We start from the raw sequence: 21,540 nt of genomic DNA on the forward strand, positions 1-21,540 counted from the left end.
GCCGCCGGGCGGTGAGGGCGAGTCGAGCGCGGGTCAGGCCGGTGGGTTCGGTGGGTTCCAGGCCCAGGCTCAGGCCTAGTTGTTCGATTCGGGAGCCGGTGGCGCGGTAGTGGCCCGCACCGCGCCCTCGGGCAGCTCGGCGAGGGGCGCCAGGGCGCCCAGGTCGGTGTGGCGGACGACGGGTTCGCGCGCGCTGGTGAAGCGCGGGGCGGTGCGCGCCTCGCGCCAGGACCGCTCAGGACTGCCGGGCGCGCCGACGCCCGCGCGGACGCCGGCCGGGAGAGGGGCGGGGTCCGGGGCCACGGCGATGACTACCCCATCGACCACGCGCTGTCGGCGCATGACGGGGAGGCGATGTGCTCGGACGGGTCAGCGCTGCGCACGCCGTAGGTGGTGCCGGACCGCGCGCTGGGCCACCGGGCCCAGGTCGTCCAGTGCGGCGACCAGGCGCCCGAGCTGCTCCAGCGCGTCCAGGGCCGAGCCCGCCCCGGCCGCGTCCACGCCTTCGTACAGCTCGATCCCCACGAAGGAGGCCGCCACGGCTCGCGCGAGGCCCGGTGCGTCCACGAACTCGCCGAACGGGGTCTGTGCCATGACCCTGCTCAGGACCTTCTCGATCTCGGTGATCCACAGATCGAGTCCGGCCGCCGTGGCCGGACCGAGGCTCTCATGGGTCTGGGCGCCGGCCAGGAGCTGGCCGAGCAGGGAGACGTAGCCGGAGGCTCTCTCCTCCTCGTGCATCTCCCGGCCGAAGGCGAGGAGTTCGGAGAGCGAGGTGATGGTGGCGAAGCGGTCGCGGTAGCGGGCGACGCGCTGTTCGGCACCGTACCGGCAGGCCGCCGCCAGCAGGTCGTTCAGGGAGCCGAAGTGGTAGAAGACCAGCGCCTGGTTGACCCCGGCGGCGGCCGCGACCGTACGCGCCGAGGTCTTCGCGATCCCCTGCTCGGTCAGCGTCCGCAGCGCCCCGTCGAGGAGCTTCGTCTTCGTCTCCAGGGACTTGGCGGTCTCCGGGCTCACGCGCGCGCCTCCTCGCGCACCGGGCGCAGACCGGGTCGTACGCCGCACTTGCGGAGGTCGCTGTAGGTGGCGCGGAAGGAGCCCTCGTAGCCGAAGAGCGGCCCGAAGTACCGGTTCACCACCCGGACCTTGACGCGGAAGCGGTCCGTGGCCTCGTCGTACGACTCGCGCACCTCGGCCGTGGCGCCGATCAGTTCGGGGACCCGGACGTCCACGGCCCCCTCCCGGAAGCGGTGTTCGCCGGAGCGGATGAGGAGCGAGCCGTCGGGCTCGGCCCGGAAGTACAGGTCGGTGGCGAGGTGCTGGTGGGTGCCGAGGTAGTCGAGGACCCGGTCGCCCCGGGGGCCCAGCACCATCTGGGCGTCGAAGCGGCGGGAGCGGCCCGGCAGGTCGAAGGTGCGCACGAAGCTCACCGTCTCACGGCCGAAGGTGTCGGTGTACGGCACGTTCTCGATGACGAACGGCACCCGGCGCCCCTCGCGCGGGACGAGGATGTTGCGGGTGGTGCCGAGGGCGAGGAACGGCTTCACGAACGCCCCGCCGTGCCAGATGCGGTCCATGACGCCTCGGCCGGTGCAGGCCTCCCCGCTCGTCAGGCCGACGGAGAAGCGACGCTGGAGCTGCGGGTGCAGCCGGTCGAAGTCGGCGCCCATCGCGGTGCGGAAGATCGAGGTCATCGCGGGTTCTCCAGGGCCTTGAGGAGTCGGGGGGCGCACGCGCGGGTCGGCGGGCGGCGCAGGCAGCGGCGGGCGGCCGGGGTGTGGGACAGGGGCGCCTTGAAGAGCGCCAGGCACACGGCGACGGTGAGCAGCAGCGGGCAGAGGTACGCCATCGAGGCGGCGAAGGGGCCGAACAGCCACAGCAGGGACTCCAGCCCCAGACCGGTGCAGGCGAAGGCGATGACGAGCGCGCGGACCGTCAGCTCGGCCAGCCAGTTCAGGCGGGCCCGCTCGGGGGTGACACCCCGCTCCAGCCACAGCCGCAGCCGGTCGAAGGACCAGGCCGTCGCCCAGCCCATGAGCGGACGGAACACCAGCCGGTCGGCGAGCGCCCCCAGGGCGCCCCAGCGGGGCCGGTAGTCGTACCCGGTGAGGAAGCGGACACCGTCGCCGTCGGGGATGTACCGCCAGTAGCCGCTGCCCTCGGCGAGCAGGGAGAGGGGGTGCGGGGAGGCGAAGCGCAGGGCGGAGGTGCGGGTGCCGTCGGGGCGCTCCTTCTCGCCGGCCGAGACTCCGGTGCCGGCGACGGTGAGGAAGGGCAGCACGCGCGTGGCGTAGCGGAAGCGCTGCGGTTCGCCCTCCGCGCGCGGGAGGTGGTCGATCTCGGTGAAGCGGAGGTCCCAGCGCTGGTGCTGGGACGGCTCCTGCGTACGCGACCAGAGGTCGTCGAGATCGGCGCGGATCCGCGCCTCTATGTACAGACCGGTGTGCCTCACGCGAATCCCCCAGGTCGGCAAGCGGTTTGAGCGACTGCTCAAACTTTCTGGGCAGGAAGGTACACGGTTTTGAGCGACTGCTCAAACAGCGGGCACGAGAAAACCCCGGCCCGCGCGGGCCGGGGTTTTCTCGTACGGTGCCGCCACTCGGCGGCCAGAGGGCACTAGTCGGCGGCCAGGTACCGCTCCACCGTCTCCACCTTGGAGGTGAGCCCGTCGGTCACGCCGGGCCGGATGTCCGCCTTGAGCACCAGGGACACGCGCGGGGCGCGTGCCTCCACGGCGGCGACGGCGCGCTTGACGACGTCCATGACCTCGTCCCAGCTCTCGCCCTCGACCGAGGTGAACATCGCGTCGGTGCGATGCGGCAGACCGGACTCGCGGACGACCCGGACGGCGTCGGCGACGTACTCCCCCACGTCCTCGCCGACACCGAGGGGCGTCACGGAGAAGGCGACGATCATGACGTCTTCACCGCGTCCTCCTGGCGCGCGCGGAAGGCGATGACCGCGTCCTCGGCCTCGCGCTTGAGCTTGCGCTCGGCGAAGAAGCCGCCGGCGGGGAGCACGGAGAGGACGAAGTACAGGGCGCCGGTGCCGAAGGACCACTTCGCGCGGTTCCAGGCGTCGGCCCAGAAGATCACGTACAGGATGAACAGGATGCCGTGGATCGCGCCCATCACGGGCACCGCGTTGAAGTCCGTGGTCCGCTTCAGCACCGAGCAGACGAGCAGGAGGAGGAAGGAGACCGCCTCGGGCGCGGAGACGAGGCGGAGGCGGCGGAGGGCGGAGGCGGTCTTGATGTCCACGGGTCACCTTCGGTGGGAGAGACGTAGGGGTTTGTGAACGCAAGCACAAACGTTCGTCCATTGTGGCAAACGGGCGGGGGTGCTCCGGCCCGGGGGTCGCGGTCCATCCTCCCCTGAGGGGACGTTCAGGGTGTATCTCCACCTACGGGCTCTGTCGGCGGCGGGCCACCGCCGTTACCTTCGCTGCGTGGCGATGTTCCGACTTCAAGGCAGCAAGGTGCTCGCCGTCGAGATGACCGGGGACGCCGTGAAGGCGAAGAACGGCTCGATGGTCGCGTACGACGGACAGATGGCGTTCAAGAAGCTCAGCGGTGGCGGTGAGGGCATCCGGGGCATGGTGACCCGGCGCATCACCGGCGAGCAGATGACGGTGATGGAGGTGAAGGGGCACGGGACCTGCTGGTTCGCGGACCGGGCGGCCGAGATCAACCTCGTCGGCCTTCAGGGGGACAAGCTGTACGTGGAATCGAGCAATCTGCTCGCGACCGACGCGGGACTGCGGACCGGCACGTCCTTCACCGGGATGCGCGGCGCCTCGCAGGGCAACGGCCTGTTCACCACGACCGTGGAGGGCCATGGCCAGGCGGCGATCACCTCGGACGGCCCGGCGGTCGTGCTGCGGGTCAGCGCGCAGTACCCGCTGACCGTCGACCCGGGGGCGTACATCGCCCACCAGGGCGACCTCCGGCAGTCCTTCCAGTCCGGCGTCACCTTCCGCACCCTGCTGGGCGAGGGCGGCGGCGAGGCCTTCCAGATCCGGTTCGAGGGCGACGGCCTGGTCTACGTCCAGCCGAGCGAGCGGAACACGATCGCGGGGGACGTCTGACATGGCCTTCCGTGAGATCAACTCCAAGATGATCGAGGCGACCGTGCTGCCCGGGCAGCGGCTGTTCAGCCAGCGCGGCGCGATGCTCGCGTACAAGGGCGACGTGTCCTTCACCCCCAGCACCACCGGCGGCCAGGGCGGCCTGATGTCGATGATCGGACGCCGGGTGGCCAACGAGGCCACCCCGCTGATGACCGTCGAGGGCAGCGGGACCGTCCTGTTCGGGCACGGCGGCCATCACGTCCAGGTGATCGGCCTCACCGGGGACACCCTCTACGTCGAGGCGGACCGGCTGCTGGCCTTCGAGGGCACGTTGGAGCAGGGCACGATGTTCATGGGCTCCCAGGGCGGGGTGATGGGCATGGTCCGCGGACAGGTCACCGGGCAGGGGCTGTTCACGACCACCCTGAAGGGACACGGCTCGGTCGCCGTCATGGCGCACGGCGGCGTCCTGGAGATCCCCATCAGCCCGCAGCGCCCGGTCCATGTCGACCCGCAGGCCTACGTCGCCCACCACGGCGACGTACGCAACAAGCTGTCGACCGCGCTGGGCTGGCGGGACATGGTGGGCCGGGGCTCCGGCGAGGCCTTCCAGCTGGAGCTGAGCGGCAGCGGCGCGGTGTACGTCCAGGCCTCGGAGGAGAAGCTGTGAGCACCTACCCGGGTGCGGGTCCGGTCGTCCACGACCCGATGACCCTGCCGTCCGACGACAACGTCGACAACTACACCTTCTGCGTCGAGCTCAAGGGGACCCAGTGGTTCCTGCAGAAGGGGAAGATGATCGCCTACTACGGCTCGATCGACTTCAACGGCATCGGACACGGCCGGCTCGACCGCCTCGTCCGTACGTCCTTCCATTCGCCTCTGCACGCGAGCGACTGGGTCGTCGCCGAGGGCTCGGGCAAGATGCTGCTCGCCGACCGGGCCTTCGACGTGAATTCGTACGACCTCGAAGACGGCAATCTGACCATTCGCTCAGGCAACCTGCTCGCTTTTCAGCCAACTCTTTCGCTGAAGCAGTCGATCGTGCCGGGATTTCTGACCCTCATCGGAACCGGAAAGTTCGTGGCCGCATCTAACGGTCCGGTGGTGTTCATGGAGCCCCCGATCCGGGTGGATCCACAGGCGCTCGTCGGCTGGGCCGACTGCCCGTCCCCGTGCCATCACTACGACTATCAGTACATGACCGGCCTGATGGGCGGCCTACGTGCGATGACGGGCCTCGGAGGGGCATCCGGAGAGGAGCACCAGTTCGAGTTCGTGGGAGCCGGCACCGTGCTCCTGCAGTCCTCCGAGACCCTCATGGCCGAGCAGGCGACGGGGACCGTCCCACACCAGGCGGGTGTGCCCGGAAGTGGGGGCTCCACAGGTGGCTCACAGCAAGCCGGCGCACCGCGTCTTCCCGGACAGCTGGGGGACCTCCAGCGTCGCTTCGGGCTGTGAGCGGTAGTCTGCGGAGTGTGACGACTTCGAACGCGTGCGCACTGTCACACCGCCCTCACTAGTTCGCTTTTCAACATTTTAGGTAGACTTCATTCATGGAGACCGAGACGGCCACGCGCTGGCTGAGCGATGCGGAGCAGTGCGCCTGGCGCACCCACCTGGAGGTCAACAGACTGTTGACGTACCAGCTCGAGAGGGACCTCCAGCCGTTCGGCCTGACAATGAACGACTACGAGATCCTGGTGAACCTCTCCGAGTCGGAGGACGTACGGATGCGGATGAGCGACCTCGCCTCCGCCACCCTCCAGTCCAAGAGCCGCCTCTCCCACCAGATCACGCGCATGGAGAACGCGAACCTGGTCCGGCGTGAGAACTGCGAGTCCGACCGCCGCGGCCTCTACGCCGTCCTCACCGAGCACGGCATGGAGACGATGAAGAAGGTGTCGCCGCATCACGTGGCGTCCGTGCGCCGGCACTTCATCGATCTGCTGACGCCGGAGGCGCTGGTGGAGCTGGACAAGGCCCTCAAGCCGATCGCGGAGCACCTGCGCGGACAGCGCGGCCGCCCCTGATCCCTCAGTCCCTGTCGCAGGCGATCGGCAGGCGGAGTTCGAACAGGGCTCCGCCCGCCGGGGCGTCGCCCACGGTGAGGGTGCCGCCGTGCCGCTCGGCGACATCGCGGGCGATGGCGAGGCCCAGACCGGCGCCGCCGTCGTCGCGACTGCGGGCCTCGTCGAGCCGTACGAACCGCTCGAAGATCCGCTCCCGGTCCCCCTCGGCCACCCCGTCCCCGTCGTCGGCGACCTGAAGGACGGCCCGGTCGCCCGCCCGCCGGACGGTCACCTCGACCGCCGAACGGGCGTGGCGGGCGGCGTTGTCGAGCAGATTGGCGAGCACCCGCCCCAGCTGGCCCCGGGATCCGGCGACCGCCACCGGCCCGTCCGCCATCACGCGCACCCCGGCCCGCCCCTCGGCCTCCGCGGCGGCCAGCGCGGCGAGATCGACCCGGGTGTCACCGGGCCGCTCCCCCGCGTCGAGCCGGGCGAGCAGCAGCAGATCCGCGGCGAGGTGCTGCAGCCGTACGGTGTCCTCGACGGCCCCGTCCAGATCCAGGAACTCCGGATGGGCGGCGGCCACTTCGAGCTGGGTGCGCAGCGAGGCGATGGGGCTGCGCAGCTCGTGCGAGGCGTCCGCGACGAAGCGCCGCTGGCGCTCGACCGAGGTCTCCAGGGCGGAGAGGGTCTCATTGGTCGTACGGGCCAGCCGCGCGACCTCGTCATGGGTGTCCGGCTCGGGAACCCGCCGGGACAGGTCCTCGGAGGCGGTGATCTCCGCCATCTCGCGCCGGATGCCCTCCACCGGGCGCAGCGCCCGCCGGGTGACCAGCCAGGTCACCGAGCCGACGACCCCGAGCAGCGCGGGCAGCCCGATCAGCATGACGGTGGAGGCGGTGGACACGGCGTCCCGCTCGGCCTCCAGCGAGGCGCCGGCGTGGACGACGACGGTCGCGCCGCGCGGGTCGGTGACCTCCAGCTCGGCGAACCGGTACTCGGTGCGCTCCCCGTCGACGGTGGCCCACCCCTGTGTGTGCCCCTCGATGTCACCGACCTCGCCCAGCTCCGGATCGTCATCGTCGTCCTCGTCCTCGCGTCCGGTGCCAGGGCTGCGGACCGGCGCGACACCGTCCACACCGGTCCCGCTGACGACCTCCAACCCTTCGCTCACGGCCAGCACTCGCCCGTCCCTGTCCACCACCTGCACGGGATGGTCCTCGTCCAGATCGAGCTCGCCGTACGGCACGTCCTGCGCGATCTGGGCAGCGACCGAGCGGGCGGCGTCGTCGGCCTCCGAGTCCGCCTGGGCGGTGAGGTTGCCGCGCAGGGTGACCAGCACGACGGCACCGGCGGCGACCAGGGCGACGGCGACGACCAGGGTGGCGGCGAGGGTGGCCCGGGCGCGGACGGACCCGAACAGGCGCCTCATCTCCCGGACTCCAGCCGGTACCCGGCGCCGCGCACGGTGTGGATGAGACCGGCGCCGAGTTTGCGGCGGAGGGTGCTGATGTAGACCTCGACGATGTTGGGGTCGCCGTCGTAGGCGAAGTCCCAGACGTGGTCGAGGATCTCGGACTTGGAGACGACCTGCCCGGCCCGCAGGGCGAGCTGCTCCAGTACGGCGAACTCCTTGGTGGTGAGCGGGATCTCGGCGCCGTCCCGGAAGACCTGGTGGGCGCCCGTGTCGACGCGCAGGGCCCCGAGGGCGAGCACCGGCGATCCGGCACCGCCGCTTCGCCGGCGCAGCAGCGCCTTGACGCGGGCGACGAGCACGACGTACGAGAACGGCTTGGTGAGGTAGTCGTCCGCCCCCGTGTCCAGCCCCTCGGCCTCGTCGTACTCCCCGTCCTTGGCGGTGAGCATGAGGATCGGCACGTCGTTGCCGGCGGCGCGGAGGGCGGAACAGACCCGGTAGCCGTTCATCCCCGGCAGCATGATGTCGAGCACGACGAGGTCGTACGGCAGTTCACCGGCCCGGTGCAGCCCCTCAAGACCGTCGTGCACGACATCCACGGCGAACCCCTCGGCCGACAGCCCCTTGGCCAGCGACAGGGCCAGCCGCTTCTCGTCCTCCACGATCAACAGGCGCATGTCCCCCAGGGTGGCAGAGCGAAGCTGAAGTGATCTTCAGGTGGGTTCAGGGTGGCTTCAGGTCGGATGACGGACCTTGGTGGCGAACGAGCGGAGCAGTCACACACCTTCTGGAGGACCCATGAAGCGCAACATCCTCATCGCCACCGTCGCAGCGGCGGCCCTGGTGGGCGGGGGTACGGCGGTCGCCTTCGCCGGCGGTGACGAGGCGCGGCAGGAGCGGGCGGTGGACGTGCGGGACGACTCCGCGCGGGACGACTCGGCGGAGGACGACTCCGCGGAGGCGCGCACCGCGAAGGTGACGGCGGCTGAGGCGATCGGGGCGGCGCTGAAGGCTCAGCCGGGGACGGCGGTCGGGGCGGACCTGGAGGACGACTCCGACGACTCCGATGACTCCGGCGACGGCTTCCGTGGCTGGGAGGTCGAGATCCTCGGCGCGGGAGCGCAGTCGTACACGGTCCAGGTGGACCCGGCGACGGCGAAGGTCGTCGGCACGCAGGTGGAGGACGACGATGACGACGACGCCGATGACCAGGAGCGCGCCGCTTCGGGTACGACGGCCCGGGAGGCGGCCGAGGCCGCGGCGGCGAAGGGCTTCGTGACGTCGCTGGACCTGGAGGACGACGACCGCACGACGACCTGGGACGTGGAGACGGAGAACGCCCGGGGCGCGGAGAGCCACTGGAACGTCGACCTGGACACGACGAAGGTCACGGCCGACAAGAACGACGACGACTCGGACGACTGACGACGCGGACGACGGAGAACCCGGGCCGAAACGCCGGAGAGGCTGATCCAGCTTCTCCGGCGTTCGACGTGTGCGCGGTTCAGCCCCGCGTCAGGCCCTCGACCAGTTCGTCCGCCGCGCGGTACGGGTCCAGCTCGCCCGCGACGATCTTCTCCGCGAGTGCGCTCAGCCGCCGGTCTCCGTGGAGGTCGCCGATCCGTTCCCGCAGCGCCGTCACCGCGATGGTCTCCACCTCACGTGAGGCCCGGGCCCGGCGGCGCTCCGCCAGCACCCCCCGCTCCTCCATCCACGCCCGGTGCTTCTCCAGCGCCTCGACCACCTCGTCCACGCCCTCCGAGCGCGCCGCGACGGTCTTCACGATCGGGGGCCGCCAGTCGCCGGGACCCCGGGACTCGCCCAGACCCAGCATGTGGTTCAGCTCACGAGCCGTCGCGTCGGCGCCGTCCCGGTCGGCCTTGTTCACGACGTACACGTCGCCGATCTCCAGGATGCCCGCCTTGGCCGCCTGGATCCCGTCGCCCATGCCCGGCGCCAGCAGCACCACCGACGTGTCGGCCTGCGACGCGATCTCGACCTCCGACTGGCCCACCCCGACCGTCTCGACCAGGATCACGTCGCAGCCCGCCGCGTCCAGCACCCGGATCGCCTGCGGGGCCGCCCAGGCGAGGCCGCCCAGGTGGCCGCGCGTGGCCATGGAGCGGATGTACACCCCGGGGTCCGAGGCGTGCTCCGACATCCGGACCCGGTCACCGAGCAGCGCCCCGCCGGAGAAGGGGGAGGAGGGGTCCACGGCCAGGACGCCCACCCGCTTGCCCTGCTTGCGGTACGCGGTCACCAGGGCGGAGGTCGACGTCGACTTGCCGACCCCCGGCGACCCCGTCAGGCCCACCACGTACGCCCCGCCCGTCAGCGGGGCCAGCGCCGCCATGACCTCCCTGAGCTGCGGGGACGCCCCCTCCACCAGGGAGATCAGCCGAGCCACGGCCCGGGGCCTGCCCTCCCGTGCCTGGGCCACCAGCGTGGAGACGTCCTGCATCACAGCTCCGATCACCTAGAAGAGAACAGCTCAGGCCTTGGGGACCCGCACGATCAGCGCGTCACCCTGGCCACCGCCGCCGCACAGCGCGGCCGCGCCCACGCCACCGCCCCGGCGCTTCAGCTCCAGCGCCAGGTGCAGGACGAGTCGCGCACCCGACATGCCGATCGGGTGGCCGAGGGCAATCGCACCACCGTTGACGTTCACCTTTTCCGTGGACACCCCGAGGTCCTTCATTGACTGGACCGCGACCGCCGCGAACGCCTCGTTGATCTCGATCAGATCGAGGTCGGAGACCTCCAGGCCCTCCTTCTTCAGGGCGTGCAGGATGGCGTTGGAGGGCTGGGACTGCAGCGAGTTGTCCGGGCCCGCCACGTTGCCGTGGGCGCCGATCTCGGCGATCCACTCCAGGCCCAGCTCCTGCGCCTTGGCCTTGCTCATCACGACGACCGCGGCCGCGCCGTCGGAGATCTGCGAGGACGAGCCGGCGGTGATGGTGCCGTCCTTGGTGAACGCGGGACGCAGCTTGCCCAGCGACTCCGCCGTCGTCTCGGCGCGGATGCCCTCGTCCTTGCTGAAGACGACCGGCTCGCCCTTGCGCTGCGGGATCTCCACCGGGGTGATCTCGGCCTCGAAGATGCCGTTCTTCTGGGCGGCGGCGGCGCGCTGGTGCGAGAGGGCGGCCACCTCGTCCTGCGGCTCGCGGGCGATGCCGAGGCGGCTGTTGTGCTTCTCCGTGGACTGGCCCATGGGGATGTTCTCCCACGGGTCGGTCAGTCCGTCGTAGGCCATCGCGTCGAGCATCTCGATGGCGCCGTACTTGAAGCCCTCACGGGACTTGGGCAGCAGGTGCGGGGCGTTCGTCATCGACTCCTGGCCGCCCGCGACGATCACGTCGAACTCGCCGGCGCGGATCAGCTGGTCGGCGAGCGCGATGGCGTCGAGGCCGGAGAGGCAGACCTTGTTGATGGTCAGGGCGGGCACGTTCATCGGGATGCCGGCCTTGACCGCGGCCTGGCGGGCCGGGATCTGGCCCGCGCCGGCCTGGAGGACCTGGCCCATGATCACGTACTGCACCTGGTCGCCACCGATCCCCGCACGGTCGAGGGCGGCCTTGATCGCGAAGCCGCCGAGGTCGGCTCCGGAGAAGGACTTGAGGGAGCCCAGCAAGCGGCCCATGGGCGTCCGAGCGCCCGCGACGATCACCGAAGTTGCGGAAGACATGTCGTGCGATCCCCTTCCAGCTTGCACAGCCGAGGAGTGAACGAGGGTTTACTTCGAATGTACTGAGTGGCACTCCGTGCCGTCACCGGGCTGTCGGTGTGATCGCTGGCACGTTGCGTAACCACCTCGGGAGCGCTGCACTGGCATCATGCTGACGCGAATCGACCACATCGGGATCGCCTGCTTCGACCTCGACAAGACCGTCGAGTTCTACCGGGCCACCTACGGCTTCGAGGTGTACCACTCGGAGGTCAACGAGGAGCAGGGGGTCCGTGAGGCCATGCTCAAGATCAACGATACGTCGGACGGCGGCGCGACCTACCTCCAGCTGCTGGAGCCGACCCGCGAGGACTCCACCGTCGCCAAGTGGCTCGCCAAGAACGGCGAGGGTGTGCACCACATCGCCTTCGGTACGGCGGACGTCGACGCGGACGCCGCGGACATCAAGGGCAAGGGCGTACGCGTCCTGTACGAGGAGCCCCGACGCGGCTCCATGGGGTCACGGATCACCTTCCTGCACCCCAAGGATTGTCATGGAGTACTGACAGAACTGGTCACTTCGGCGCCCGTTGAGTCACCTGAGCACTGACCCTCGTACATATGGGCCGGTAGGGTTGGGGTCGGTCGTCGCTCTCGGGCGTTCGACCGCGGGCCGGGGTCCGGGTTTCGGGGGACGAGCGTCGGGGCAGCAGCCCATGCTCCGCCGTTGATCTGACACCATTCCCCGGGGGCCCCGTTCGGCGGATGGACGGAGCTCGTATGGAGTGACTTGCGACCAGGGGACGGATGGGACCGCGCAGTGCGGGGCTACGAACGCCAGGAGCGAGAGCCGGCGGCTGACGTCGACCACCTCTCTCGGTTCGAGGCCGAGATGGAGCGGCTGAAGACCGAGCGGGAAAAGGCGATCCAGCACGCCGAGGACCTCGGCTACCAGGTCGAGGTGCTGCGCGCCAAGTTGCACGAGGCGCGGCGCACCATCATGTCCCGGCCGGACTTCGGCGGCGGCGACATCGGCTATCAGGCCGAACAACTGCTGCGGAACGCGCAGATCCAGGCCGACCAGCTGCGGCAGGACGCCGAGCGCGAGCTGAGCCAGGCCCGCGCGCAGACGCAGCGCATCCTCCAGGAGCACGCCGAGCAGGCCGCGCGGCTCCAGGCGGAGCTGCACCAGGAGGCGGTCACCCGCCGTCAGCAGCTCGACCAGGAGCTCGCCGAGCGCCGGCAGACCGTCGAGAGCCATGTCAACGAGAACGTGGCCTGGGCCGAACAGCTGCGCGCCCGCAGCGAGTCCCAGGCCCGCCGGCTCCTCGACGAGTCCCGCGCGGAGGCCGAGCAGGCCATGGCGGCCGCCCGCGCGGAGGCCGAGCGGCTCACCGCGGAGGCCCGCCAGCGGCTCCAGAGCGACGCGGAGGCCGCCCGCACCGAGGCCGAGCAGCTGCTGCGCCGGGCACGTACCGACGCCGAGCGGCTGCTCAACGCCGCCTCCACCCAGGCCCAGGAGGCCACCGACCACGCCGAGCAGCTCCGCAGCTCCACCGCCACCGAGTCGGACGCGGCCCGCCGCCAGGCCGGTGAGCTGAGCCGGGCCGCCGAACAGCGGATGGCGGAGGCCGAGGAGGCGCTGCGCAAGGCGCAGTCCGAGGCGGAGAAGATCCTCACCGAGGCCAAGGAGGCCGCGGGCAAGACGCTCAGCAGCGCCGAGTCGGCCAACGAACAGCGCACCCGTACGGCCAAGGAGCAGGTCGCCCGGCTGGTCAGCGAGGCCACCAAGGAGGCCGAGGCCACCAAGGCGGAGGCCGAGCAGATCGTCGCGGACGCCCGCGCCGAGGCCGAGAAGGTGCTGACGGAGGCCGCCGAGAAGGCCCGTACGCTCACCGCCGAGGAGAGCGCCACCCAGCTGTCGAAGGCGGCCAAGACCGCCGAGGACGTCCTCAACAAGGCGCAGGAGGACGCGCAGAACACGACCAAGGCCGCCGCCGAGGAGGCCGAGCGGATCCGCCGTGAGGCGGAGACCGAGGCGGACCGGCTGCGCGCCGAGGCGCATGACATCGCCGAGCAGCTCAAGGGCGCGGCGAAGGACGACACCAAGGAGTACCGCGCCAAGACGGTCGAACTGCAGGAGGAGGCGCGAAGGCTGCGCGGCGAGGCCGAGCAGTTGCGCGCCGACGCGGTCGCCGAGGGCGAGAAGATCCGCGCGGAGGCCCGCAGGGAGGCCGTCCAGCAGATCGAGGAGGCGGCCAGGACCGCCGAGGAGCTGCTGTCGAAGGCCAAGGCGGACGCGGACGAGCTGCGTCAGGGCGCCACGGCCGACAGCGAGAAGGTCCGCACCGAGGCCATCGAGCGCGCCACGACGCTGCGCCGGCAGGCCGAGGAGACCCTGGAGCGCACCCGGCAGGAGGCCGAGCGGCACCGGGACGAGGTCGTCGAGCAGGCCGAGGGCATCCGGGCCGAGGCCGAGCGGGCCGCGCGCGAGCTGCGCGTGGAGACCGAGCAGGCCATAGAGGCCCGCCGCGCGGAGGCCGCCGAGGAGCTGACCCGGCTGCAGACCGAGGCCGAGCAGCGGCTGACGGCCGCAGAGCAGGCGCTCACCGACGCCCGGGAGGAGGCCGCGCGGATCCGCCGCGAGGCCGCCGACGAGAGCGAGCGGCTGCGCGCGGAGGCCGCCGAGCGGATCCGCGTCCTCCAGCAGCAGGCCGAGGCCGAGGCCGACCGGCTGCGCACCGAGGCCGCCGCGGACGCCTCCGCCTCCCGCGCGGAGGGCGAGGCCATCGCCGTACGCCTGCGTTCCGAGGCCGCCGCCGAGGCGGAGCGGCTGAAGACGGAGGCCCAGGACACCGCCGACCGCGTCCGGGCCGAGGCGCAGGCAGCCGCCGAGCGTCTCGCGACCGAGGCGTCGGAGACGCTGGCCGCCGCCCAGGAGGAGGCCGCCCGGCGCCGTCGGGAGGCCGAGGAGACGCTGGGTTCGGCCCGGCAGGAGGCCGACCAGGAGCGTGAGCGGGCCCGCGAGCAGAGCGAGGAGCTGCTGGCCTCCGCGCGCAAGCGGGTGGAGGAGGCGCAGACCGAGGCGGTGCGGCTGGTCGAGGAGGCGGACCGGCGCGCCACCGAGATGGTCTCCGCCGCCGAACAGCACGCCCAGCAGGTGCGCGACTCGGTCACCGGACTGCACGAGCAGGCCCAGGAGGAGATCCAGGGGCTGCGCAGCGCGGCCGAGCACGCGGCCGAGCGCACCCGGCGGGAGGCCGAGGAGGAGGCGGACCGGGTCCGCGGCGACGCCTACTCGGAGCGGGAGCGGGCGGCGGAGGACGCGGGCCGGATCCGGCGCGAGGCGGCGGAGGAGACCGAGGCCGCCAAGGCGCTGGCCGAGCGTACGGTCTCGGAGGCGATCGGCGAGGCGGAGCGGCTGCGCGCGGACGCGGCCGAGCACGCCCAGCGGGCGCGCACCCAGGCCTCGGACGCCATCGCCGAGGCCGACCAGGCGGCGGCGCGGACCCGGGCGGACGCCCGCGAGGACGCCAACCGCATCCGTTCGGACGCGGCGACGCAGGCCGACACCCTCATCACCGAGGCGCGCAACGAGGCCGAGCGGCTGACCACGGAGACCCTGGAGGACACCGACCGGCTGCGTCAGGAGACGGTCGCCGAGGCCGAGCGGGTCCGCGTCGAGTCCGTCGCGAAGGCCGACAAGCTCATCGCGGACGCCACCGGCGACGCGGAGCGGCTGCGCGCCGAGGCCGCCGAGACGGTCGGTTCCGCGCAGGCGCACGCCGAGCGGATCCGTACCGAGTCCGAGCGGGTCAAGGCCGAGGCGCTGGCCGAGGCCGAGCGCACGGTCGGCGCCGCGCGCGCGGAGGCCGAGCGGACCCTGGACGAGGCCCGCAAGGACGCCAACAAGCGGCGTTCGGAGGCCGCGGAGCAGGTCGACACGCTCATCACGGAGACCGCCGCCGAGGCGGACAAGCTGCTCTCCGAGGCCCAGACGCAGGCGCACAAGACCACCGCGGACGCCGAGGGCCAGGCCGACACCATGGTGGGCGCCGCCCGCAAGGAGGCCGAGCGGCTGGTCTCGGAGGCGACGGTCGAGGGCAACTCCCTGGTGGAGAAGGCCCGTACGGACGCGGACGAGCTGCTGGTCGGCGCCCGCCGGGACGCCACCGCGATAAGGGAGCGCGCCGAGGAGCTGCGCGACCGCATCACCAGCGAGATCGAGGAGCTGCACGAGCGGGCCCGCCGCGAGGCCGCGGAGACGATGAAGTCGACCGGCGACCGCTGCGACGCGCTCATCAAGGCCGCGGAGGAGCAGCTGGCCAAGGCCCAGGCGAAGGCCAAGGAGCTGGTCTCGGAGGCCAACTCCGAGGCGGGCAAGGTCCGTATCGCGGCGGTGAAGAAGGCCGAGGGGCTGCTCAAGGAGGCCGAGCAGAAGAAGTCCTCGCTGGTCAAGGAGGCCGAGGAGCTGCGGGCCGAGGCGATCCGCGAGGCGAAGCGGACGGTCGAGGAGGGCAAGCGCGAGCTGGAGGTGCTCGTGCGCCGACGCGAGGACATCAACGCCGAGATCTCCCGTGTCCAGGACGTGTTGGAGGCGTTGGAGTCCTTTGAGGCCCCGGCGGCCGGCAAGGACGGGGGCGTCAAGGCGGGCGCCACCGTCGGCGCCCCACGATCGGGTGGCAAGTCCTCGGAGAGCTAGCCAAGCGAAGCGATTCCGGTGTCTTCTGGGGCCTTTGACCAACTTTTTGGCAAGTGGTCCGACGGTTAGCCACTCAAAAGGGGTGTCATTCTCCAGATCAAACACGTATCCGCTCGATGACACACCGCTTCGGCCCCTAGGATTCCACCTATCACCTCACCGGTCTCATTCGACAGGAACCCCATGAGCGACACTTCCCCCTACGGCTTCGAGCTTGTGCGGCGTGGGTACGACCGCGCTCAGGTGGACGAACGGATCTCCAAGCTCGTCTCCGACCGTGACAGCGCTCTCGCCCGCATCACCGCTCTGGAAAAGCGCATCGAGGAGCTCCACCTCGAGACGCAGAACGCCCAGGCCCAGGTAACCGACGCCGAGCCGTCGTACGCCGGTCTCGGCGCGCGTGTCGAGAAGATCCTCCGCCTCGCCGAGGAAGAGGCCAAGGACCTGCGCGAGGAGGCCCGGCGCGCGGCCGAGCAGCACCGCGAGCTCGCTGAGTCGGCGGCCCAGCAGGTCCGCAACGACGCAGAATCGTTCGCGGCGGAGCGCAAGGCCAAGGCGGAGGACGAGGGCGTCCGGATCGTCGAGAAGGCCAAGAGCGACGCCTCCCAGCTGCGCTCCGAGGCGCAGAAGGACGCGCAGTCCAAGCGCGAGGAGGCGGACGCCCTCTTCGAGGAGACCCGGGCCAAGGCCGCGCAGGCCGCCGCCGACTTCGAGACCAACCTGGCCAAGCGCCGCGAGCAGTCCGAACGCGACCTGGCCTCCCGTCAGCAGAAGGCCGAGAAGCGCCTCGCGGAGATCGAGCACCGCGCGGAGCAGCTGCGCCTGGAGGCCGAGAAGCTGCGCACGGACGCCGAGCGCCGCGCCCGCCAGACCGTGGAGACCGCGCAGCGCCAGGCCGAGGACATCGTCGCCGACGCCAACGCCAAGGCCGACCGCATCCGTTCGGAATCCGAGCGCGAGCTCGCGGCGCTGACCAACCGCCGCGACTCGATCAACGCCCAGCTGACGAACGTCCGCGAGATGCTGGCCACCCTCACCGGTGCCGCGGTGGCCGCCGCCGGCACCCCGGCCGAGGACGAGCCGATCTCCCGCGGGGTTCCCGCTCAGCAGTCCCGGTAACGCCTCGGCGTACAACTGCTGAACACCTGCGAAGCCCTCTGTCACTCCGGTGGCAGAGGGCTTTGTCCCGTTTTAGCGTGTCGGCATGATCGAGCTCGAGGGGCTGACCAAGCGGTACGGCGAGAAGGTGGCGGTCAACAATCTCACCTTCACCGTCAGACCCGGCATCGTGACCGGGTTCCTCGGCCCCAACGGCGCCGGCAAGTCCACCACCATGCGCATGCTGCTGGGCCTGGACCGGCCGACGGCGGGTGACGTCCGGATCGACGGCAAGCACTACGACCAGCTGAAGGACCCGCTCAAGTACATCGGGGCCCTGCTGGACGCGAAGGCCATGCACGGCGGCCGCAGCGCCTTCAACCACCTCCTCTGCCTGGCGCAGAGCAACGGCATCCCGAAGGCGCGGGTGCACGAGGTCCTGGACACCGTCGGTCTGACGGCGGTCGCGCGGAAGAAGGCAAAGGGCTTCTCGCTCGGCATGGGCCAGCGGCTCGGCATCGCGGGCGCGCTGCTCGGCGATCCCCGGATCCTGATGTTCGACGAGCCGGTCAACGGACTCGACCCCGAGGGCATCCACTGGATCCGCAACCTGATGAAGTCGCTGGCCGCGCAAGGCCGGACGGTGTTCGTCTCCAGTCACCTGATGAGCGAGATGGCGCTCACCGCGGACCATCTCGTGGTCATCGGCCAGGGCCGGCTGCTCGCCGACACCTCCATGGCCGACTTCATCGCGCAGAACTCGCGCTCCTACGTCCGTATCCGCACCCCGCAGCGCGAGCGGCTGCTCGATGTGCTGCAGCGGGCCGGGATGACCGTCGTACAGACCGGGAGCGGGACGCTGGAGGTGGACGGGGAGAAGTCGGAGCGGATCGGGGAGCTGGCCGCGCAGCAGCAGATCGTGCTGCACGAGCTGAGCCCCCAGCAGGCGTCTCTGGAGGAGGCGTTCATGCAGCTGACCGCGGAGTCGGTGGAGTACCACGCCCATACCGAGGCGCCGCCCGGGCAGCGGCAGCCATGGGGCGACGGCTGGCGCGGGGAGGGCTGAGCGATGGCGACGAGTCAGGTCATCCGTTCGGAGTGGACGAAGATCCGGTCCGTGGCGTCGACGGTGTGGACGCTGTCCCTCGCGGTGGTGGTGACGGTCGCGCTGGGCATGCTGATCTCGCTGCTGTCGAAGAACGAGTTCGACAACATGGACCGCGAGGACCAGCTCTCCTTCGACCCGACCTTCATCAGCTTCGCCGGGATGAGCCTCGGCCAGCTCGCGATGATCGTGTTCGGGGTGCTGGTGGTGTCGAACGAGTACAGCACCGGCATGATCCGCACCTCGCTGGCCGCGGTGCCGCAGCGCGGCTCCTTCCTGTTCAGCAAGATCGCGGTGGCGACCGGGCTGGCGCTCGCGGTGGGTCTCGTCACCAGCTTCGTCACCTTCTTCCTGGGGCAGGCGATGCTCGGCGAGCACAAGGCCGTCATCGGTGACGACGGAGTGCTGCGGGCGGTGATCGGCGGCGGTCTCTACATGACGCTGATCGCGATGTTCTCGATGGGCGTCGCCGCGATGCTGCGCTCGCCGATGCTGTCGCTGGGCATCCTGATGCCGTTCTTCTTCCTGGTCTCCAACATCCTCGGCAATGTCCCGGCCACCAAGAAGATCGGCCGCTATCTGCCCGACCAGGCCGGCAGCAAGATCATGCAGGTGGTCACCCCGGTCGACAACGACACCCCCTACGGCCCCTGGGGCGGTCTCGGGATCATGGTGCTGTGGGTGATCGCGGCACTCGCGGGCGGCTTCGCGCTGCTGAAGAAGAGGGACGCGTGAGGGTGCGGAAAAGGGACGCCTGAGGGAGGAAGAGGGACGCCTGAGGGTGAAGAAAGAGGGGCGCCTGGAGGAATCTGTCTTTGCCCTGTCTTGAAGGGAACCGTCAGCGCCCGGATATCCTCCTAACCCTTACGGGGGCGTGTGCCCCGCTGTCCTGAACCTTTCGATGGGTGCGGAGCATGATCGAGGCAGTCGGCCTGACCAAGCGCTACGGCGACAAGACCGCTGTGTACAACCTTTCCTTCCAGGTGCGGCCCGGTGCCGTCACCGGCTTCCTGGGGCCCAACGGCTCCGGCAAGTCGACGACGATGCGGATGATCCTCGGCCTGGACAACCCCACCTCGGGGCAGGTGACGATCGGTGGCTACCCGTACCGCAAGCTGCCCAACGCCCCCCGCCAGGTCGGCGCCCTGCTGGACGCCAAGGCGGTGCACGGCGGCCGCAGTGCCCGCAACCATCTGCTGAGCCTCGCCCAGCTCTCCGGGATCCCGGCCCGCCGGGTCGACGAGGTGCTCGGGGTCGTGGGCCTCCAGGACGTGGCCAGGCGGCGCTCCAAGGGCTTCTCGCTCGGTATGGGCCAGCGGCTCGGCATCGCCGCGGCGCTGCTCGGCGACCCCCAGGTGCTGCTCTTCGACGAGCCGGTCAACGGCCTCGACCCGGAGGGCATCCTCTGGGTGCGCAACCTGATGAAGTCGCTCGCGGCGGAGGGCCGTACGGTCTTCGTCTCCTCGCACCTGATGAGCGAGATGGCGCTGACCGCCGACCACCTGATCGTCATCGGCCGCGGCCAGCTGCTCGCCGACATGAGCGTGCAGGACTTCATCGCCGCGAACTCCGCCGGCTTCGCGCGGGTGCGGACCCCCGACACCGAGCCGCAGCTGCGCGAGAAGCTGTCCACGGCGCTGGCCGAGGCGGGCGGGCACGTCCTGTCCGAGCAGGACGGCGCGCTGCGGGTGACGGGCCTCGCCCTGCCGCGCATCAGCGACATCGCCCACGAGACGGACGTACGGCTGTGGGAGCTGTCGCCGCACCAGGCCTCGCTGGAGGAGGCGTACATGCGGATGACGCAGGGCGCCGTCGACTACCGCTCGACCATCGACCAGAAGGCCGGGCTCCAGCAGCCTCTGCCGCCCGGCGCGCAGCCGCCGATGCCGGTGCCGGGGCAGGGCCAGCCGGGCTGGTACGCGCCTTTGTCGCCGCAGCAGGGCGGTCAGCCGTTCGCGATGCCCCAGGGCGCCCCCGGGGCCCCCGGACAGCCCCCGCAGCCCGCCCAGGGCCCGTACGGCGCCCCCGCGGCGGCCGCCAACCCCTACGCGCAGCCGGCCCCCGCGGCGGCCGCCAACCCCTCTCCCGCTCCCACCGCCGCCCCCTCCCCCGCTCCCGCAGTCGACACGACCAAGCCCGAGGACGCCCGATGAGCACCCCGCAGCCCCCGATGCCGCAGACCGCCGCACCGAACTGGCAGCCGGCGCCCGGCGCTTCGCACCCCGGTTACACCTCGCCGATCCCGGTGACCCGCACCCACCTCGGCCACGCCCTCGCCTCGGAGTGGACGAAGATCCGGTCGGTGCGCTCCACGATGTGGACGCTCGGCGTGTTCGTCGTGCTGGTCGTCGGCATCGGCCTGGCCACCGCCGCGCTGGTCTCCGCCAACGCCGGCGAGGGCGAGCTGGCGGGCGAGAACCCGCTGTCCTTCGGCTTCTTCGGGCTGCTGCTCGGCATCATGTGCGTCATCACGCTGGGCGTGCTGACCACGGCGTCGGAGTACGGCACCGGCATGATCCGCACCACGATGACCGCGTGCCCGACCCGCGGCCGGGTGCTGGCGGCGAAGTCGGCCGTGTTCTTCGCGCTCGCCTTCACCGTGACCCTGTGCTCGTCGGTGCTGGTCGCGCTCGCGGACGTCTCGATGCTGACCGACGCCCGGGAGCCGACCAGCTCCGAGTGGCTGAAGGGCACGGTCGGCGTCTCGCTCTACATCGCGCTGCTCGGCCTGCTCTCGCTGGTCGTCGGCTCGATCATCCGGCACTCCGCGGGCGCCATCACCATCATGATCGGCGTCGTGCTGGCGCCGCTGGTGATCGCGCTGTTCATGTTCTCGGAGTCGTTGGAGGACCTGCGCGACTTCCTGTTCGAGTACTCGATCCCGAACCAGCTCAGCGTCTTCTACACGCAGTCCCTCACCGACACCGGCCCCTCCGGCTGGGACCCGCTGTGGGTCATGCTCGGCGTGACGGCGGCCGCCTTCGCCGGCGCGTACGCGCTGCTGGAGAAGCGGGACGTCTAGGACCTAGAACTTCGGCGCGTTCCGGGACCGCTGCACCCGTGTGGTGCGGCGGTCCTTCGCGTTCCAGCAGGACTTGTGCCAGTGCCTGCGGTCGTCGACGCCCGCGTGGGCGGGCCAGGCCACGACGTGCGGGACGCCGTCGGGGATCAGCTGGTCGCAGCCGGGACAGCGGTACGACTTGCCCTGCGCGCTGGCGCCCGCCACATGCCGTACGTTCCAGTCCTCGCCCTGCCACTCCTCCGAGGACTGCCAGCCGCCGTAGCGTCCGGAGCGGTCGTCCTCGGCGCTCCGGCCGGACGGGGCCGACGCACCGCCGGCCTTGGGACGGTTGCGACGCGGGGACACAGGACACCTCACGGGGCTATACAGGAAGCAGGGGCCGTGTCCAGCCTACGCGGCACGGACAGGGGTACGCGTAGGGCACCAAACGCCACAAGTCCCCTGCCGCGGCG

The 21,540-nt window shown here is 71.1% G+C and carries 23 protein-coding genes; 12 read left to right on the forward strand and 11 right to left on the reverse strand.

Features of this window, described 5'->3' with window-relative positions; translation table 11 throughout:
• Positions 1-75: 75 nt before the first annotated feature.
• From AC068Z_RS00220 to AC068Z_RS00245, 6 genes are all read right to left on the reverse strand, one after another.
• Entirely contained in the window at positions 76-342 is a 267-nt protein-coding gene (locus tag AC068Z_RS00220) for a hypothetical protein (RefSeq protein WP_478550828.1), read from the reverse strand.
• A gap of 27 nt (positions 343-369) precedes the next feature.
• Positions 370-1,017 carry a TetR/AcrR family transcriptional regulator gene (locus tag AC068Z_RS00225; protein WP_478550830.1) on the reverse strand — a complete coding sequence of 216 codons (648 nt, stop codon included), beginning with the start codon at positions 1,015-1,017 and terminating at the stop codon, positions 370-372.
• Entirely contained in the window at positions 1,014-1,694 is a 681-nt protein-coding gene (locus tag AC068Z_RS00230) for a DUF4166 domain-containing protein (RefSeq protein WP_478550832.1), read from the reverse strand. Before AC068Z_RS00230 ends, AC068Z_RS00225 begins: the two co-directional genes overlap by 4 nt.
• On the reverse strand, positions 1,691-2,452 hold the full coding sequence (locus tag AC068Z_RS00235) for a hypothetical protein (RefSeq protein WP_478550834.1): 762 nt from the start codon (positions 2,450-2,452) through the stop codon (positions 1,691-1,693). The genes AC068Z_RS00230 and AC068Z_RS00235 overlap by 4 nt, the downstream gene beginning before the upstream one ends.
• A 164-nt stretch (positions 2,453-2,616) precedes the next feature.
• Complete coding sequence (locus AC068Z_RS00240; RefSeq protein WP_478550836.1) at positions 2,617-2,916, reverse strand: MTH1187 family thiamine-binding protein; 300 nt, start codon at positions 2,914-2,916, stop codon at positions 2,617-2,619.
• On the reverse strand, positions 2,913-3,260 hold the full coding sequence (locus AC068Z_RS00245; protein WP_478550838.1) for a DUF3817 domain-containing protein: 348 nt from the start codon (positions 3,258-3,260) through the stop codon (positions 2,913-2,915). Before AC068Z_RS00245 ends, AC068Z_RS00240 begins: the two co-directional genes overlap by 4 nt.
• A 193-nt stretch (positions 3,261-3,453) precedes the next feature.
• On the opposite strand from AC068Z_RS00245, the gene AC068Z_RS00250 reads away from it, so the two are divergent.
• The 4 genes from AC068Z_RS00250 (at position 3,454) to AC068Z_RS00265 (ending at position 6,101) form a co-directional block, all read left to right on the forward strand.
• Entirely contained in the window at positions 3,454-4,086 is a 633-nt protein-coding gene (locus AC068Z_RS00250) for an AIM24 family protein (RefSeq protein ID WP_478552228.1), read from the forward strand.
• A gap of 1 nt (position 4,087) precedes the next feature.
• Complete coding sequence (locus tag AC068Z_RS00255) at positions 4,088-4,738, forward strand: AIM24 family protein (protein ID WP_478550840.1); 651 nt, start codon at positions 4,088-4,090, stop codon at positions 4,736-4,738.
• Positions 4,735-5,529 (forward strand): AIM24 family protein, encoded by a 795-nt coding sequence (locus AC068Z_RS00260; RefSeq protein ID WP_478550842.1) that lies wholly within the window; start codon positions 4,735-4,737, stop codon positions 5,527-5,529. Before AC068Z_RS00255 ends, AC068Z_RS00260 begins: the two co-directional genes overlap by 4 nt.
• A gap of 95 nt (positions 5,530-5,624) precedes the next feature.
• Entirely contained in the window at positions 5,625-6,101 is a 477-nt protein-coding gene (locus AC068Z_RS00265) for a MarR family winged helix-turn-helix transcriptional regulator (protein ID WP_478550844.1), read from the forward strand.
• A 4-nt stretch (positions 6,102-6,105) separates the two neighbouring features.
• On the opposite strand, the gene AC068Z_RS00270 is transcribed toward AC068Z_RS00265, so the two are convergent.
• Both AC068Z_RS00270 and AC068Z_RS00275 read right to left on the reverse strand, forming a co-directional pair.
• Complete coding sequence (locus tag AC068Z_RS00270; protein WP_478550846.1) at positions 6,106-7,512, reverse strand: sensor histidine kinase; 1,407 nt, start codon at positions 7,510-7,512, stop codon at positions 6,106-6,108.
• Positions 7,509-8,174 carry a response regulator transcription factor gene (locus AC068Z_RS00275; RefSeq protein WP_478550848.1) on the reverse strand — a complete coding sequence of 222 codons (666 nt, stop codon included), beginning with the start codon at positions 8,172-8,174 and terminating at the stop codon, positions 7,509-7,511. Before AC068Z_RS00275 ends, AC068Z_RS00270 begins: the two co-directional genes overlap by 4 nt.
• A gap of 121 nt (positions 8,175-8,295) precedes the next feature.
• Here AC068Z_RS00275 and AC068Z_RS00280 point away from each other — a divergent pair, with 121 nt between their 5' ends.
• Entirely contained in the window at positions 8,296-8,922 is a 627-nt protein-coding gene (locus AC068Z_RS00280; protein WP_478550850.1) for a PepSY domain-containing protein, read from the forward strand.
• Positions 8,923-9,001: 79 nt separating this feature from the next.
• Here the strand turns inward: AC068Z_RS00280 and meaB are convergent, their stop codons facing one another.
• Together meaB and AC068Z_RS00290 are read right to left on the reverse strand one after the other, a co-directional pair.
• Positions 9,002-9,958 (reverse strand): methylmalonyl Co-A mutase-associated GTPase MeaB, encoded by a 957-nt coding sequence (meaB, locus tag AC068Z_RS00285; RefSeq protein ID WP_478552230.1) that lies wholly within the window; start codon positions 9,956-9,958, stop codon positions 9,002-9,004.
• Between the two features lie 30 nt (positions 9,959-9,988).
• Positions 9,989-11,182, reverse strand: a complete 1,194-nt coding sequence (locus AC068Z_RS00290; RefSeq protein ID WP_478550852.1) for an acetyl-CoA C-acetyltransferase — start codon at positions 11,180-11,182, stop codon at positions 9,989-9,991.
• A gap of 148 nt (positions 11,183-11,330) precedes the next feature.
• Here AC068Z_RS00290 and mce point away from each other — a divergent pair, with 148 nt between their 5' ends.
• The 7 genes from mce (at position 11,331) to AC068Z_RS00325 (ending at position 21,088) form a co-directional block, all read left to right on the forward strand.
• On the forward strand, positions 11,331-11,771 hold the full coding sequence (gene mce / locus AC068Z_RS00295; RefSeq protein ID WP_478550854.1) for a methylmalonyl-CoA epimerase: 441 nt from the start codon (positions 11,331-11,333) through the stop codon (positions 11,769-11,771).
• Positions 11,772-11,981: 210 nt separating this feature from the next.
• Complete coding sequence (scy, locus tag AC068Z_RS00300; RefSeq protein ID WP_478550856.1) at positions 11,982-15,863, forward strand: polarized growth protein Scy; 3,882 nt, start codon at positions 11,982-11,984, stop codon at positions 15,861-15,863.
• Between the two features lie 183 nt (positions 15,864-16,046).
• Positions 16,047-16,982 (forward strand): cellulose-binding protein, encoded by a 936-nt coding sequence (locus tag AC068Z_RS00305; protein WP_478550858.1) that lies wholly within the window; start codon positions 16,047-16,049, stop codon positions 16,980-16,982.
• An 85-nt stretch (positions 16,983-17,067) separates the two neighbouring features.
• Positions 17,068-18,027: an ABC transporter ATP-binding protein gene (locus AC068Z_RS00310; RefSeq protein ID WP_478550860.1), complete on the forward strand. Its 960-nt coding sequence runs from the start codon at positions 17,068-17,070 to the stop codon at positions 18,025-18,027.
• A gap of 3 nt (positions 18,028-18,030) precedes the next feature.
• On the forward strand, positions 18,031-18,801 hold the full coding sequence (locus AC068Z_RS00315) for an ABC transporter permease (protein ID WP_478550862.1): 771 nt from the start codon (positions 18,031-18,033) through the stop codon (positions 18,799-18,801).
• 179 nt (positions 18,802-18,980) lie between these two features.
• Complete coding sequence (locus tag AC068Z_RS00320) at positions 18,981-20,219, forward strand: ABC transporter ATP-binding protein (RefSeq protein ID WP_478550864.1); 1,239 nt, start codon at positions 18,981-18,983, stop codon at positions 20,217-20,219.
• Complete coding sequence (locus AC068Z_RS00325; RefSeq protein WP_478550866.1) at positions 20,216-21,088, forward strand: ABC transporter permease; 873 nt, start codon at positions 20,216-20,218, stop codon at positions 21,086-21,088. The genes AC068Z_RS00320 and AC068Z_RS00325 overlap by 4 nt, the downstream gene beginning before the upstream one ends.
• A gap of 3 nt (positions 21,089-21,091) precedes the next feature.
• Here the strand turns inward: AC068Z_RS00325 and AC068Z_RS00330 are convergent, their stop codons facing one another.
• Positions 21,092-21,433 carry an ATP/GTP-binding protein gene (locus AC068Z_RS00330; RefSeq protein WP_478550868.1) on the reverse strand — a complete coding sequence of 114 codons (342 nt, stop codon included), beginning with the start codon at positions 21,431-21,433 and terminating at the stop codon, positions 21,092-21,094.
• Between the last annotated feature and the right edge of the window lie 107 nt (positions 21,434-21,540).

Source organism: Streptomyces sp. NPDC043726, from assembly GCF_056436565.1.

Bases quoted from the DNA above. Each gene is read 5' to 3' on its own strand.
- AC068Z_RS00220 (WP_478550828.1), bottom strand. From the start codon at position 342: ATGCGCCGACAGCGCGTGGTCGATGGGGTAGTCATCGCCGTGGCCCCG.
- AC068Z_RS00230 (WP_478550832.1), bottom strand. From the start codon at position 1,694: ATGACCTCGATCTTCCGCACCGCGATGGGCGCCGACTTCGACCGGCTG.
- AC068Z_RS00240 (WP_478550836.1), bottom strand. From the start codon at position 2,916: ATGATCGTCGCCTTCTCCGTGACGCCCCTCGGTGTCGGCGAGGACGTG.
- AC068Z_RS00250 (WP_478552228.1), top strand. From the start codon at position 3,454: ATGTTCCGACTTCAAGGCAGCAAGGTGCTCGCCGTCGAGATGACCGGG.
- AC068Z_RS00255 (WP_478550840.1), top strand. From the start codon at position 4,088: ATGGCCTTCCGTGAGATCAACTCCAAGATGATCGAGGCGACCGTGCTG.
- AC068Z_RS00265 (WP_478550844.1), top strand. From the start codon at position 5,625: ATGGAGACCGAGACGGCCACGCGCTGGCTGAGCGATGCGGAGCAGTGC.
- AC068Z_RS00270 (WP_478550846.1), bottom strand. From the start codon at position 7,512: ATGAGGCGCCTGTTCGGGTCCGTCCGCGCCCGGGCCACCCTCGCCGCC.
- AC068Z_RS00275 (WP_478550848.1), bottom strand. From the start codon at position 8,174: ATGCGCCTGTTGATCGTGGAGGACGAGAAGCGGCTGGCCCTGTCGCTG.
- AC068Z_RS00280 (WP_478550850.1), top strand. From the start codon at position 8,296: ATGAAGCGCAACATCCTCATCGCCACCGTCGCAGCGGCGGCCCTGGTG.
- meaB (WP_478552230.1), bottom strand. From the start codon at position 9,958: ATGCAGGACGTCTCCACGCTGGTGGCCCAGGCACGGGAGGGCAGGCCC.
- AC068Z_RS00290 (WP_478550852.1), bottom strand. From the start codon at position 11,182: ATGTCTTCCGCAACTTCGGTGATCGTCGCGGGCGCTCGGACGCCCATG.
- mce (WP_478550854.1), top strand. From the start codon at position 11,331: ATGCTGACGCGAATCGACCACATCGGGATCGCCTGCTTCGACCTCGAC.
- AC068Z_RS00305 (WP_478550858.1), top strand. From the start codon at position 16,047: ATGAGCGACACTTCCCCCTACGGCTTCGAGCTTGTGCGGCGTGGGTAC.
- AC068Z_RS00310 (WP_478550860.1), top strand. From the start codon at position 17,068: ATGATCGAGCTCGAGGGGCTGACCAAGCGGTACGGCGAGAAGGTGGCG.
- AC068Z_RS00315 (WP_478550862.1), top strand. From the start codon at position 18,031: ATGGCGACGAGTCAGGTCATCCGTTCGGAGTGGACGAAGATCCGGTCC.
- AC068Z_RS00320 (WP_478550864.1), top strand. From the start codon at position 18,981: ATGATCGAGGCAGTCGGCCTGACCAAGCGCTACGGCGACAAGACCGCT.
- AC068Z_RS00325 (WP_478550866.1), top strand. From the start codon at position 20,216: ATGAGCACCCCGCAGCCCCCGATGCCGCAGACCGCCGCACCGAACTGG.